Source organism: Streptomyces sp. NPDC056948 (genome assembly GCF_042674225.1).
In the GTDB taxonomy this organism is placed as follows: Bacteria; Actinomycetota; Actinomycetes; order Streptomycetales; family Streptomycetaceae; genus Streptomyces; species Streptomyces purpurascens.
Genome location: NZ_JBHUQX010000228.1, coordinates 1 through 15,070 on the forward strand (window position 1 = coordinate 1; position 15,070 = coordinate 15,070).

The 15,070-nt window shown below is 71.7% G+C and carries 5 protein-coding genes and 1 pseudogene; 5 read left to right on the top strand and 1 reads right to left on the bottom strand.

From position 1 onward, the window contains the following. From ACFTZL_RS26760 to ACFTZL_RS26770, 3 genes and pseudogenes are all read left to right on the top strand, one after another. Positions 1 to 363: pseudogene (locus ACFTZL_RS26760) on the top strand (ABC transporter ATP-binding protein); the annotation flags it as partial. 57 nt (positions 364 to 420) lie between these two features. Further along, a complete protein-coding gene (locus ACFTZL_RS26765) occupies positions 421 to 11,325 on the top strand; it encodes an amino acid adenylation domain-containing protein (RefSeq protein WP_382587687.1) in 10,905 nt (3,634 codons plus the stop codon). Next, entirely contained in the window at positions 11,315 to 13,015 is a 1,701-nt protein-coding gene (locus ACFTZL_RS26770; protein WP_382587689.1) for an ABC transporter ATP-binding protein, read from the top strand. Before ACFTZL_RS26765 ends, ACFTZL_RS26770 begins: the two co-directional genes overlap by 11 nt. Positions 13,016 to 13,101: 86 nt before the next feature. Here ACFTZL_RS26770 and ACFTZL_RS26775 read toward each other — a convergent pair whose 3' ends face one another. Continuing rightward, on the bottom strand, positions 13,102 to 14,208 hold the full coding sequence (locus ACFTZL_RS26775; RefSeq protein WP_382587691.1) for an alpha/beta hydrolase-fold protein: 1,107 nt from the start codon (positions 14,206 to 14,208) through the stop codon (positions 13,102 to 13,104). A gap of 94 nt (positions 14,209 to 14,302) precedes the next feature. Between ACFTZL_RS26775 and ACFTZL_RS26780 the strand changes: the two genes are divergently transcribed. Both ACFTZL_RS26780 and ACFTZL_RS26785 read left to right on the top strand, forming a co-directional pair. After that, on the top strand, positions 14,303 to 14,515 hold the full coding sequence (locus ACFTZL_RS26780; RefSeq protein ID WP_382587693.1) for an MbtH family protein: 213 nt from the start codon (positions 14,303 to 14,305) through the stop codon (positions 14,513 to 14,515). 8 nt (positions 14,516 to 14,523) lie between these two features. Next, a partial coding sequence (locus ACFTZL_RS26785; protein ID WP_382587695.1) for an amidohydrolase family protein occupies positions 14,524 to 15,070 on the top strand: 547 nt, incomplete at its 3' end.

Below are 15,070 nucleotides of genomic sequence, written 5' to 3' on the forward strand. Positions count from 1 at the left end.
GACGCGCTGCCCGAGGGGCTGAACACCTCGGTCGGCGAGGGCGGTGAGCGCCTGGACGTCACCAAGGTCGCCCAGATCGCCTTGGCCCGGCTGGTGCTGGGCCGGGCGCCGGTGGTGGTGCTCGACGAGTCGACCGCGGAGGCCGGCAGCGAGGGCGCCGCCGAGCTGGAGCGGGCCGTACTGGCCGCCTGCGCGGGCCGCACGACGCTGTTCGTGGCGCACCGGCTGACCCAGGCGATGGCCGCCGACCGGATCGCCGTGCTGGACGCGGGACGCGTCGTGGAGCAGGGCACACACGAGGAACTGGTGGCTCTGGGCGGCCGGTACGCACGACTGTGGCGGGCCTGGCGAGAGGGTAGTTAGGCAACCCTTATTTAGGTTAGCCTAACTCCATATTCTGGAAGGGACGCTGAGTCTTCGATGATGGAACCGCGCGCTCGTCTCGCACTGCTTTCTCCCACCCGCCTGGCAGATGTCCGCCGGCGCACAGGTGACTACCCGGACAGGACCATCGCCGAAGCCTGCGCCATCGGTCTGTCGTACTGGGCGACGGGGCAGAGCCCCGACGGGATCGACCTCGCCCCCGGCACGCTCTTCGCCGACGTCCTCGGCTGGGTCGACAACGGCGGGACGGCGCCCGGCGGTTGGGACGTCAGCCCGGACGGCCGGAGCATCACCGTCCCGGACGGCGTAGCGCCGGCCGACGCGCAGCTCGCGCTGGACGACCTGGCCGACTTCCCGGACCGGCCCCTCGGCACCATCGGCCCGTCCAGTGTGGCCGCCCGGCTCCGGACCCTGGCCGAGTGGAACGACAACGAGGCCGACCGGGCCCGCCCGACCGTCGTCGAGATGTTCCGGGAGCAGGCGCGGACCAGACCCGACGCCGTAGCCGTCGTCGACGAGCACCGGTCGCTGACCTACCGTCAGGCAGCCGAGCTCTCCAGCCAGCTCGCCCACCACCTCATCGCACGCGGACTGGGCCAGGAACAGGTCGTCGGCATCTCCCTGGCCCGCTCCGCCGACATGGTGATCGGGCTGCTCGCCGCGCTCCAGGCCGGATGCGCGTTCGTGCCGCTCGACCCGCAGTGGCCCGCGGCGCGCCGGGCCGTCGTCATCGAGGACGCCCGGGTCGTCCTGCAGCTCAACGCCTCGGGCGAGCACGACCCGGCCGAACCGGAGGCCGTGGCCGTCGACCTCGGCGACTGGGGGTACGCCTCCTGCCCCGCCGAGGGCACCGGCGTCACCGTCCTCGGCGACGCCCTGGCGTATGTGATCTTCACGTCCGGTTCGACCGGGCGGCCCAAGGGCGCGATGATCCGGCACGAGGCGATCAGCGAGCGCCTGCTGTGGCAGGTGAACGAGATCCTGGGCTTCGGCCACGACGACGCCTCGCTGTTCAAGGCGCCGCTGTCCTTCGACATATCCATCAACGAGATCTTCCTGCCCCTGGTCTCCGGCGGCAGGCTGGTGGTCCTGCGCACCGGCGGCGAACGAGACCCGCACCATCTGCTCAGCGTCATCGCCGAACAGCGCGTCACCTTCACCTACCTGGTGTCGTCCATGCTGGACGTGCTGCTGGAGATGGCCGGCGACACCGGCCGCCTGGACAGCCTGCGGCACGTGTGGTGCGGCGGCGAGGTGCTCACCCCCGAGCTGTACGAGCGGTTCCGCACCAAGCTCGACATCCCCATGTACCACGGCTACGGCCCCGCCGAGACGACGATCGGCGTCTCGCACGTCATCTACCGGGGCGCCGCGGAACGCCTGTCGACGTCGATCGGCAAGGCCAACCCCAACACCCAGCTCTACGTCCTGGACGAGGAACTGCGCCCGGTCCCCGTCGGGGTCGGCGGCGAACTCTACGTGGGCGGCTTCCTCCTGGGCCGCGGCTACGTCAACGCCCCCGGCCTGACCGCCTCCCGGTTCGTGGCCAACCCCTTCGCCGACGACGGCTCCCGGCTGTACCGCACCGGCGACCTCGCGCGGTTCGCCCCGGACGGATCGCTGGACTTCCTCGGCCGGGCCGACAACCAGATCAAGATCCGCGGCATGCGGCTGGAGATAGAGGACGTCGAGGCCGGTCTCGCGGAACACCCCAGAGTCCGGCACACCTGCGTCGTCGCGAAGAAGAACACGGCGGGCGGCACCTACCTGGTCGGCTACGTCATCCCGGCCGCCGGCGGCGAGGACCTGCGGGCGGACGAGGTCAAGGCGTGGGCCGCCGAGCACATGGTCGAGTACATGGTGCCGACCCACCTCGTCGTGATGGAGGAGTTCCCGCTCACCGCCAACGGCAAGCTCGACCGCAACGCCCTGCCCGAGCCCACGATCAAAACCGGCTCGCTCGTCCGCCCCACCACCGACGACGAGCGCGCGGTGTGCGCCGCGGTCGCGCAGGTGCTGCGGCTCGACGAGGTCGGTGTCGACCAGGACTTCTTCCAGCTCGGCGGAGACAGCATCCTGGCGATCTCCCTGCTGAGCGCCCTGCGCGACGAGGGCCTCCACGTCACGGCACGCCAGATCTTCACCCACACCACCGTGGGCGCCCTGGCGGCGGTCGCGAGCCGTGAGGACGTCTCCACCACGGACCATGGCGACATCGCCACCGGAACCGTCGTGGGATCGCCCATCGTGCAGTGGCTCGGCGAGACCACGGACGCCGTCGACGGCTTCGTCCAGTCCGTCGTGCTCAACACCCCCGCGGACCTGACCGCAGACGCCCTCGACGAGACCCTCTCCGCCCTCGTCCGGCACCACGACATGCTGCGCGCCAGGCTGGTACGCGGCGACGACTGGAGCTTCGACATCCCGGAGGCCGGCGGGGCGTCCGTGATCTGGCAGGAGAGTGAGCTGCCGGTCGAGGAGTGCGTCGCGCTCGCCACCGAGGGGCTGGACCCGGACGGCGGCGCGATGCTGCGTGCCGTCTGGCGCCGTACGGCACGGCAACTGGTCCTGGTCGCCCACCATGTGGTGATCGACGGCGTGTCCTGGCGCGTCCTGATGGAGGACCTGGCCACCGCCTGGCGGCAGTTCACCTCGGGCGCGCCGATCGAACTGCCCCCGGTGGGCACGTCGTTCCGGCGCTGGACCCAGTTGCTGGAACGCGCCGCGTTCGACGCGGACAGCTCCTACTACCGGCGCCCCCTGCCGGGAGAGGACCACCTGGTGGGCAGGCGCGCCCTGTCCGTGGCCGACACCGTCGCGCACGAGCGGCTGCGGACCGTCTCCGTCGGCCCCGAGATCACGGCCGCGCTGCTGGGCGACGTCCCCGCGAAGTTCCACGCGGGCGTCAACGACGTCCTGCTGACCGCGCTCTCGGTCGCCCTCGCCCGCTGGCGCCGCGACCTCGGCCAGGACCAGACGTTCGCCCACATCGAACTCGAAGGCCACGGCCGCGAAGGACAGTTCGTCGCGGGCTCCGCCGGCTTCGAACCGGAACTGTCCAGGACCGTCGGCTGGTTCACCACCCTCTTCCCGGTGACCGTCGACCCCGGCACGGCGGCCGACCTCACCACCCCCGCGTATCTGACCGCCGCCCTGAAGGCCGTCAAGGAAGACCTCGCGCAGGTACCGGACAACGGCGTCTCCTACGGCGCCCTGCGCTACCTCACCGGCAGCGAGTTCGACGCGCCCGCACCGCAGGTGCTCTTCAACTACCTGGGCCGCTTCGCCGCAGGCGCCCCCGGCGACTGGCAACTCGCGGGCACCACCGGCCAGTTGGGCGAAAAGCGCGACCCGGAGATGCGCCTGCCGCGCGCCCTGGAGTTCAACGCGATCGCCGAACCCGCCGCCTTCACCGGCGACTACGAGCTGGTCACCACCATCTCCTGGCCCGACGGGATGTTCACCGACGCGGACATCACGGCCATCGGCGACTACTTCCGGGTGGCCCTGGCCTCCCTCGCCGCACTCGACCAGGGCGGCCACACGCCCAGCGACTTCGCCCTGGTGCCGCTCACCCAGACCGACGTCGACGCCCTCGACGGCCCGGAGCTGCGGGACATCCTGCCGCTGACCCCGCTCCAGGAGGGCCTGTACTTCCACTCCGTCTTCGACGACGACTCGGCGGGCGCCTACGTCGAGCAGCAACTCCTCACCCTGGACGGCGAGGTGGACGCCGACCGGCTCGCGACGGCGGCCACCCGGCTGCTCACCCTGTTCCCGAACCTGGCCGCACGGTTCACGGCCCTCGCCGACGGCCGCGTGGTCTCCGTGCTGGAGAGCGGCGTACAGGCCCCCTTCACCACGCTGGACCGCCCCGGCATCACCGACGAGGAGATACGCGACCTCGCCGAGCGGGACCGCCGCGCCGGCTTCGACCTGGCCACCGGCCCGCTGATGCGGTACACCCTCGTCCGCGCGGGCTCCGGCCGGAACGTCCTGGTGCAGACCGTGCACCACATCATCGCCGACGGCTGGTCCGTACCGCCGATGCTCCGCGCACTGCTGGCCGAGTACCACGCCCCGGGGACCGTCTACCCGATCGGCGGCTTCGCCGACTACGTGCACTGGCTCGCCGGACGCGACGACGACGAGAGCGACCGCGTCTGGCGCGCCGAACTCGCCGGCCTGACCGGCCCCTCGCTGGTCGCCGAGGACCACACCCCCTCCGACCGGTTCACCGACATCGCCGTGGAGCCGGAGGGCGACCTCGACGCCGCCGTCCGCGAGGCCGGCGTGCCGCTGAGCGTGGCCGTGCACAGCGCCTGGGCCGTGACGCTCGGCGGCATCCTGCACGGCAGCGACGTGGTGTTCGGCTCCACAGTCTCCGGCCGTGACGCCGAGGTGCCCGGCATCGGGGACATGGTGGGTCTGTTCATCAACACGATCCCCGTACGCGCCCGTTGGGCCGACGGCACCACCTCCGGCGACCTGCTCGCCTCGGTACGGGAGCACCAGAGCGCGGTCCTGCCGCACCAGCACGTCTCCCTGGCCAGGATCGGCCGCCAGGCCGGTGCCGGCTCCCTGTTCGACACCCTCGTGGTCTTCGACGTGGCGACCGATGTCGCCGCCCTGCGCCGACCCGACGACACACTGGTCGTCTCCGACCTCGTCAACGAGGGCGCCCCGCACTACCCGTTGACGCTGGTGGTCGAGCGCGCACTCGACGGACGGCCGCGCTTCAACCTGATCTACGACGGCGAACTGCTGCGGGAGACGACCGCCCGGGCGATCCTGCACACATTCACCCACACCCTCAACGGCCTGCTCACCCGGCCGGACGCCCTGGTCGGCGACCTGGCACCCGAGAGCGAGCGGCGCCCCGCACCGATCACCCCGACGACGCTGGGCGCCCTGTTCGACACCGCCGCCCGCCGCGACCCCGCCGCCACCGCCGTCACCCAGTGCGGCCTCGACGGCGGCACCCGGTCCCTGACCTACGGCGAACTGGCCGACACCAAGAACGACCTGGCCGCCGCCCTGCGCGCGGCCGGGGTCGGGCCGGGCAAGCGGGTCGCCGTGGCCGTCCCGCGCTCCCTGGAGCAGGTCGTGGCCCTGGTCGCGATCGTCAGCGCGGGCGGCGCGTACGTCCCGCTGGACCTGGCCTATCCGGACGAACGGCTGGAGTACATCCTCGCCGACGCGGCTCCCCAGGTCGTCCTGGTGGACCGTGAGCAGCGCGACCGCTTCACGGAGCTGCTGGCCAGGGCGGATGTGCCGGCCCGGGTGCTCGTACAGGGCGAGGAACTGCCGGTGGGGGACGCCACCGAGCCCGAGGTGAGCCCGCACAACCCCGCGTACGTGATCTACACGTCCGGATCGACCGGCAGGCCCAAGGGCGTCGCCGTCCCGCACTCCAGTGTGGTCTCGCTGCTCGCCAACACCCAGCCCGACATGGACTTCGGCCCGCAGGACGTGTGGGTCCAGTTCCACTCCTTCTCCTTCGACTTCGCGGTCTGGGAGCTGTGGGGCGCGCTGGCGTACGGCGGTGAGCTGCTGGTGCCCGAGTACGGGCTGACGCGCTCCCCGGTCGACTTCCACCGGCTCGTCCGCGAGCGCGGAGTCACCGTGCTCAACCAGACCCCGTCGGCGTTCTACCAGTTCATCGAGGCCGACCGGCTCGCCGGCGAACCGCTGCCCGCACTGCGCCGGATCATCTTCGGCGGCGAGGCCCTGGACCTCGGGCGGCTGCGCGGCTGGGTCGAGCGGCACGGCACGGGCACGCCCGAGCTGGTCAACATGTACGGCATCACCGAGACGACCGTCCATGTCACCCACCGGGTGCTCACCGACGAGGACTTCGGCCCCGGCGACGACGTCAGCCCGATCGGCGGCCCGATCCCCGGCCTGGTCACCTACCTGCTCGACGACCGGCTCCGCCCGGTGCCGCCCGGCAAGGTCGGTGCCATCTATGTCGCCGGCGACCAGGTGTCGCTCGGCTACCTCGGCAGGCCCGCACTCACCGCCGGCCGCTTCGTGGCGAACCCGTTCGCGGACGACGGCTCCCGCATGTACCACACGGGCGACCTCGCCGTCCGCACCCTTGACGGCGAGCTGGAGTTCACGGGCCGCGCCGACGACCAGGTACAGCTCAAGGGCTTCCGCATCGAGCTGGGCGAGGTGGAGTCCGCCGTACGGGAACTCGACGGTGTGATCGATGTGGCCGTCACGGTGGCGGACAGCGGCGATCACCTGGTCGCGCATGTGGTGGGCCGGGTGCCGGTTGATTTCACCGAGCTGTTGTCCACGAAGCTGCCGGTGCACATGGTCCCGGGCCGGGTCCTCCCGACCGACGCCCTACCGCTGACGGTCAACGGCAAGCTGGATCGAAAGACCCTGACCGAACGTACCTCTGGGGGCGCGGGGAACTGCGCGACCAGCCCCAACGCACCCGCAGACAAGAACCAAGCAGTCACCACACTCATCGAGATCTTCACCCAGACACTGCCCGGCACAGCCGTCGACCCCGACACCGACTTCTTCCACGCCGGAGGCGACAGCATCATCGCCATCTCGGTCGTGAACAGGGCCCGAACCCTCGGCCTGCAGATCTCACCCCGGGACGTCTTCCTCCTCAAGACCCCCCGCGCACTGGCCGACAACCTGTCGACGAGCACAACGCAAGCAGCCGCCCCTGCCGTCTCCCGCCGCGAGGACGGCCCGCTGCCCGCGACGCCGATCATCCTGCGCCAGCGCGAACTCGGCGGCTCCCTCACCCGATTCGCCCAGGCCAGAACCCTCCAGGCCCCAGAAGGCACCGCCTTCACGGACGCCCAGCGCGCCGCGAACGCCGTAGTCGCCGCCCACCCGACCCTGCGACTGCGCCTCCGCACCACGCACGGCGTATGGGCCCTGCGCACCGAACCGGCCCACGAGGTCACCGTCGTACGCCCGGACACCACCGACGCCACGGCCGTGGCGAACGCGGCCGCGGAACGGCTCGACCCCGAGTCCGGAAACGTCATCGCCTTCGCCTGGCTGGAAGCCACCCGCACCCTCGTGGTCACCGTGCACCACCTCGCCGTCGACTCGGTGTCCTGGCTGATCCTGCTGGACGACCTGACCGCGGCCCTCCGCGGGGAGCCGCTGGCACCGCCGACCACGTCGTACGCCGAGTACGCCGAGGCACTGACGCTCCGTTCCGCTCACGCACTCGACGACCTCGGCCACTGGGCCACCACGCTCCAGGCGCCCGAACTGCTGCCCGCGGTCGGCGGACTGCGCGAGACCACGGTCGTGCTCGCCCCCGACGTGAGCGACCGCCTCACCCGCACCGCGCCCGCCGCACTCGGCGTCGGTCTCACCGAGCTGCTGTGCGGGGCGCTGCGCACCGCGCTGACCCGCGTCCAGCCGTCGCCCGCCGATCTCGCGATCGAACTGGAGCGGCACGGCCGGGTGCCGGTCCTCGAACAGCACGACTACACCCGTACGGTCGGCTGGTTCACCTCCATCGCGCCCGTACGGCTCACCGCGCACACCGACCCGGTCGCCGCGGCCCGCGAGGTCGCCGAACGCCAGCCGGACGAGCGTGCGCATGTCGCCTACGGGCAGCTCAGGTACCTCGACCCGCAGACGGCCCCGCTGCTCACCGCCCGCCCGCAGGTGCTGTTCAACTACCTCGGCCGGGGCAGCGAGTCCCAGGCGCTGCACCTCACCGGCGGCGACCAGGGCAGCCCGTACGCCGTCGAGGTCAACGCCTGGACCGACGACGTGACCGGCAGCCTGCTCGCCGAGTTCACCCTCGCCGAGGGCATACCCGACGAGATCACCGAACACTGGCGCGGCGCGCTGGAGCACATCGCCGACGCCGCCACGACAGCCGAGCGCACCGCACCGGTCACCCCGCTCCAGCGCGGCCTGTTCTTCCAGGCCCAGATGGCCGGCACGGCCGGACACTACGTCGCGCAGAGCTGGTTCACCTTCGACCGGCGCCTGGACACCGACGCGCTGGCCGAGGCGATGGCGCACGTGATCGCCCGGCACCCGGTCGTGGGCGCCGGCTTCAGCACGGACGACGACGGAAATCCCGTCCAGGTCCTCAAGGCCGGCCGGCGGGTCGACGTCCGTACGGTCGCCCTGTCGACGGACGCGGAGGTCGACGCCCTGCGCGCCCGGGACCGCGACACCGGATTCGACCCCGGTGAGCCGCCGCTGATCCGGCTGACCGTGGTGCGGCTGCCCGACGACCGCGACGGCCTGCTGCTCAGCTACCACCTGCTGCTGTGGGACGGCTGGTCCCGCGAGATCGTCCTGCGGGACCTGTTCGACGCCTACCGTGCCGTCCTCGCGGGCGAGCCGCTCGACCCGACGCCGGCCACGCCGAGCTTCGAGGAGTACGCCCGGGCGCTCGACGCCAAGGACCCCGCCGTATCGGAACGCTTCTGGGCGGAGCACCTGGCCGCCCTCCCCGGCCCGACGCTGCTCGCCGGACCGGCGCCGGCCCTCTCGGACGACCTGCCGCGCGCACTCGTGCACACCCTGTCCGCCGAGCAGTCGGAGCTGCTGCGGGACGCGGCCAGGGTGCACGGCGTCACGCTGAACTCGGTGCTGACCGGCGCGTTCGGCCTGCTGCTCGGCGCGCACACCGGCCGCAGCGACGCCGTGTTTGGCGTGACCGTCTCCGGCCGTGACGGCGAGGGCCTGGACGACATCGTCGGCGTGCTGCTCAACACCGTGCCCACGTGGACGCGGGCCCGGCCGGAGCAGTCGGTCCGGGAGTACCTGTCGGCCGTACAGACGGCGCGGGTCGAGGCGATGGAGCACGAGCACCTGGGGCTCGGCGAGGTCCAGCGGGCCAGCGGGCACGACACCATGTTCGACAACCTGTTCGTGCTGCAGAATTTCCTGGACATGGACGCGTTCGCCGAGATGAACTCCCGGCACGGCATCACCTCGGTGAAGGCCGACGACTCCACGCACTATCCGTTCACCTGGGTCGTCACCCCCGGCGACCGGCTCACGGTCAAGCTCGAGTACCGCGACGGCGACACCGCGGGCGCCCGTCGTCTCCTGGACGACTTCCTGAGCGTGCTCCAGGACCTGGCCCGGTCGACCGGGCCGGTGGGCGCGCTGAGGGGGCTGGGTCCCGAGCCCGCTCCGGGCGCGCGTACGGACGTCGGCACGGACACCGTCGTCGACCGGTTCGATCAGGCCGCGGATCGCGACCCGCAGCGGGTGGCGCTCGTCGCCCACGGCGCGACGATGACGTTCGCCGAGCTCCGGGACCGCAGCCGCGCGGTCGCCGGTGTGCTCGCGGGGCGCGGCATCGGACCCGAGACGACCGTGGGTCTCGCGATCCCGCGCTCCCTCGACTGGATCGCGGCGCTGTTCGCCGTCCTGCGGGTCGGCGCCGCGTACGTGCCGCTGGAGCTGGACCATCCGGACGAGCGGATCGCCGCGATCGTCGACGACGCCCGGCCGGACGTGATCCTCACCGTGAGTGCCGTCTCGCCCCGGCTGACCGGCGCCCTCATCGAACTGGACCGGCCTCTTCCCGAGGCCGAGCCGTATGTGACGTTCACGCCGGACGACCCGGACCGGCTGCGGCACCCCGCGTACACGATCTACACCTCCGGTTCGACCGGAAAGCCCAAGGGCGTGGTGACCGAGTACGCCGGGCTCACCAACATGCTGATCAACCATCAGCGCCGGATCTTCGAGCCGGTACTGGCGGAGCACGGTCACCGCGTCTTCCGGATCGCGCACACCGTGTCGTTCGCGTTCGACATGTCGTGGGAGGAGCTGCTGTGGCTCGCCGACGGGCATGAAGTGCACATCTGCGACGAGGAGCTGCGCCGTGACGCGCCCGCGCTGGTGGAGTACTGCCTGGAGCACGGGATCGATGTCATCAACGTGACCCCGACCTACGCGCAGCAGTTGGTGGCCGAGGGCCTGCTGGACAACCCGGAACGCCGGCCGGCGCTGGTGCTGCTGGGCGGCGAGGCCGTCACCCCGACGCTGTGGCAGCGCCTCGCCGAGACCGAGGGCACGGTCGGCTACAACCTGTACGGACCCACCGAGTACACCATCAACACCCTGGGCGTCGGCACCTTCGAGTGCCAGGACCCGGTGGTGGGCGTCGCGATCGACAACACGGACGTGTACGTCCTGGATCCGTGGCTGCGGCCGCTGCCCGACGGGGTGCCCGGTGAGCTGTACGTGTCGGGCATCGGCATCGCGCGCGGCTATCTCGGGCAGCCCGCCCAGAGTGCGCACCGCTTCGTCGCCTGCCCGTTCGGCGAGCCCGGCGAGCGCATGTACCGCACCGGGGACCTGGTGGTCCGCCGGCCCGACGGCAATCTGATGTACCTGGGCCGCACCGACCAGCAGGTCAAGATCCGGGGCCACCGGGTCGAACTCGGCGAGGTCGAGGCCGTGTTCGCCGCGCACCCGGCGGTCCGGTTCGTCGCCGCCGTGGCCCAGCCCGACCCACAGGTCGACGGCGCCTACCGGCTGGCCGCCTACCTCGTGCTGGACGGCGGGGACCTGGCGGCGGTCGCCTCCGACGTGGGCGCCGGACTGCCGGACTTCCTGCGCCCCACGCACTACGCCCAGGTCGAGAGCATCCCGCTGACGGTGAACGGGAAGGCTGACACCAAGGCGCTGCCCGAGGCCAAGCCGCTCGGCGCGCTGACCACGGTGGGGGAGCGGGGCCCGCGGACCGAGACCGAGACCGTGGTCTGCGAGTACTTCGCCGAGGCACTGGACCTGGACGACGACGAGGTGAGCGCGGTGAGCGATTTCGTGTCCCTCGGAGGACACTCCATGCTGGCGGTACGCCTGATCGGGCTGCTCCGCCGCGAGTTCGGCCCCGTGATCACCATCCGAGACCTGTTCACCCTGCGAACCCCCGAAGCGATTGCCCGCCACCTCGATGACAACTGACACGCAGCGGCCCCGCCCCGGGGCCGCCATCCTCCGCACCGCCCTGCGCCGCAACCTCGGTGCCATGGCCGGCGGCACCGTCCTCATGGGCCTCTACCAGGCCGGCGAGACGGCCTTCCCCATCGCGCTCGGCCTGATCGTCGAGCACACGATGCGGGACGGCCGGAGTCTCGGCGCGCTCGCCCTGTCGATCGCCGCACTGGCCGTGATCATCACGACCGTGTCGCTGTCCTGGCGGTTCGGCATGCGGATCCTGCAGAAGACCAACACGACCGAGGCACACCGCTGGCGGGTGAAGGTCGCGGCCTGCGGTCTGCAACCGGTGGCCAGGGACGTCGACCTCAAGTCCGGCGAGGTCCTGACCATCGCCACCGAGGACGCCGACCAGACCGCCGACATCGTCGAAGTGGTCCCGATGCTGATCAGCTCGATGGTCGCGGTGATCGTCGCGGCCGTCGCGCTGGGCCTGGCCGACATCCGGCTCGGCCTGCTGGTGATCGTGGGCACCGTCGCCATCCTGTCGATCCTCAGCGTGATGTCCCGGCGGATCGGCAGCAGCACCCAGGAACAGCAGGCGCGGGTGGCGCGGGCCGGCGCGAAGGTCGCCGACCTGATCACCGGCCTGCGCCCGCTGCACGGATTCGGCGGCAACCACGCCGCGTTCGGCTCCTACCGGAAGGTCAGCACCGAGGCGAAGCACCAAGCGGTCACCGTCGCCAAGGTGAACGGCGTGTACGCGGGCACCGCCCTGGCCCTCAACGCGGTCCTGGCCGGAGCCGTGACCCTGACGGCGGGCTGGCTGGCGTTCGACGGCCGGATCACCATCGGGGAACTCGTCATGGCCGTGGGCCTGGCGCAGTTCATCATGGAACCGCTCCGGCTGTTCTCGGAGATGCCGAAGTACGTGATGATCGCGCGCGCGTCGGCCGAGCGGATGGCGCTGGTGCTGTCGGCGCCGCCGGTCACGACCCCGGGGTCCGGGCGGCCGGCCCCGGGCTCGGACCTGGAGATCGACTGCGTCCGCCACGGGTCCCTGAACAAGGTGAGGTTCCAGGTGGCGGCCGGCGAGTTCGTCGCCATCGCCGCCTACCAGCCGCGCGCCGCCGCCGACCTGGCGGCCGTCCTGGCCGTGAACGTCCCGCCCGATTCGTACGAGGGAGTCGTCCGGATCGGTGGGCAGGAGCTGACGGACCTGTCGGTCGAGGCGGTCCGCGAGCACATCCTCGTGAACCCGTACGACGGGGAGATCTTCGCGGGCACCCTGCGCACCAACATCGACCCCTCGGGCACCAGCCGTTCGGTCTCCGAGGCCGTCGAGGCGTCCATGCTGACCGACGTCGTCGCCCTGCACCGCGACGGCCTCGACTACGGCGTCCGCGACCGGGGCGCGAACCTCTCCGGAGGCCAGCGCCAACGCCTGTCCCTGGCCCGGGCACTGGCGGCCGACACCGACGTCCTCGTCCTGCACGACCCCACGACGGCCGTCGACGCGGTCACCGAACAGCTCGTCGCCCGCAACGTGGCGAAACTGCGCAGGGGCCGCACGACGGTAGTGATCACCAGCAGCCCGGCCTTCCTGGACGCCGCCGACCGGGTCCTGGTCCTGGCCGACGGCGTCATCACGGCAGACGACACCCACCGGAATCTGCTGGCCAACGACGAGGCGTACTGCCTGGCGGTGGCGCGGTGACCTTCTGACGGGCCGTGGGGGCATGCCCTGCTTTTCAGGGGCGCGGGGAACTGCGCGACCAGCCCCCACCGCCCCGCAGACAACCACTACCCGAGGGCCCAGCCCACATCCCTGACCAACGCATGCCGCCACCCCGCCCGATCGTGGCCGGACGCAGCCCGTGAAACCCGCACGGTCGCACCGGCCCGCTCGACCAGGCTCTCCACCAGGCCGCAGTGCGGCAGCATCCGCACCTCATGCTCCCCGACATCGAACGCGACCCGCAGCCCCGACAGATCAACACCCTCCCGCAGCCGCTCGGCGATCACACCCCCGACGGGACCCCCCAACGGATCAGCCGCCCGCAGGGCACCCGGCTGCCACCAGAACGACCCCGACTGACAGGCAACCCGCGACACCAGCCCGGGAAACTCCAGCGCCGCGTACACCGCGCTCAGCCCGCTGAGACTCTGCCCGGCGACCACGAGCCGGTCGAGGTCGGCGCGCACACCCGACTCCGCCACCAGCGGCAGCAGTTCGTCCCGCACCGCCTCCCACAGCTCGGACCGGCACGTGAACTCCGCCTCCCTGTCCTTCGCCGGCAAGAAGACCAGCGTCACCGGCGGCAACTCACCCGCGGCCACGGCCGAGTCGAACGCGGTCATGGCCGGGTGCAGATACAGCCAGTCGTCCCCGTCGAGCAGCAGCACCACGGGCCCACCACCGCCCACCGGATGGACCCGCACGGTCCGCCGCCCCCCGAGCCGTTCACTGGCCCAGCGGATCCGCGTACGCGGCAGGGGCAGCACCTCGTCGGCACCGACAAGCGGCCAGTGCGGCTGCTCCGGGGCGTCCGGCGTCGCCGCGATGGACCGGTCACCGCCCGCACCGGCCGGGTTGAGCGGGTCGGCGTACGCCGCGTCGCCCACCAGGAACTGATAGGTCACCCGCAGCCGCTCGGGCATGCGCACCTCGGCGTACCAGCAGTCCGAGTCGGCCCAGCGGCGCAGGGGGACCGGCTCCGACCAGCTCTCGAAACCGACCCTCGCCTCCGACCCGCGCCACAGGAACAGGGTCACCCAACCGCCGTCCCCGGCGGGTTTCGAGGCGGGCGCGCCAGCGGCGGCCCAGAACTCGTCGGTGCCGGGTGCGCCGGGCAGCCCGAACCCGGCGAAGGCGTCGGCGTCCTCCATGTCGGCCGCGACCAGGCGCATGAATGTCTCCTTGTGAGAGGGAAGGGACAAAGGCTAAGCTCCAATCAATTAGGCGAGCCTAACCTAATCTTGGCCCTCCAAGGAGGCATCGAGCATGAGCACCAACCCCTTCGACGACAACGAAGGCCGTTTCCTGGTCCTGGTCAACGACGAGGGCCAGCACTCACTCTGGCCGTCGTTCGCCGAGGTGCCCGGGGGATGGACGACCGCCTTCGCCGAGAACACCCGGGAAGCGTGCCTGGAGTACGTCGAGACCCACTGGACGGACCTGCGCCCCCGGTCCCTCGCCGCGACGATGGACGTCTGACCTCACCGATGCTCTGCACCAGGCTGACCAACGCCCGCTTCCTCACCATGGACCCGGACCATCCGGTCGCTCATGACGTGGGCATCTGGCAGGGCCGGATCGCGGGCCTCGACGAGGCCGTGACCTCCCTGCCCGCCCGCGAGGTGATCGACCTGCAGGGCGCCACCGTGCTCCCCGGGTTCATCGACGCCCATGTGCACCTCGCCTGGACCGGGTTCAAGCAGAACACCCCGAGCATCGCCGGCCGCACCCGGATCGACGACGTACTCGAGGTCGTCGCGGAAGCCGTCACCCGCACCCGCGCGCCCGGCGACTGGGTGAGCATCGCCGGCTACGACCAGCGCGCCCTGGGCCGCCATCTGACCGCCGCCGAACTCGACAAGGTCAGCGACGGACGCAAGATCTTCCTGCTGCACGACTCCGGCCACGGCTGCGTCGTCAACACGGCCGTCCTGGACCTGCTGCCCGCCGACATCCCCCACGAGAACGGCTTCCTCGCCGAACAGGCCATGGGCGCCGCCCGCGCCCTGCGCCTGCCGCACTCCCAGGAGGACC

Bases quoted from the DNA above. Each gene is read 5' to 3' on its own strand.
- ACFTZL_RS26765 (WP_382587687.1), top strand. From the start codon at position 421: ATGATGGAACCGCGCGCTCGTCTCGCACTGCTTTCTCCCACCCGCCTG.
- ACFTZL_RS26770 (WP_382587689.1), top strand. From the start codon at position 11,315: ATGACAACTGACACGCAGCGGCCCCGCCCCGGGGCCGCCATCCTCCGC.
- ACFTZL_RS26775 (WP_382587691.1), bottom strand. From the start codon at position 14,208: ATGCGCCTGGTCGCGGCCGACATGGAGGACGCCGACGCCTTCGCCGGG.
- ACFTZL_RS26780 (WP_382587693.1), top strand. From the start codon at position 14,303: ATGAGCACCAACCCCTTCGACGACAACGAAGGCCGTTTCCTGGTCCTG.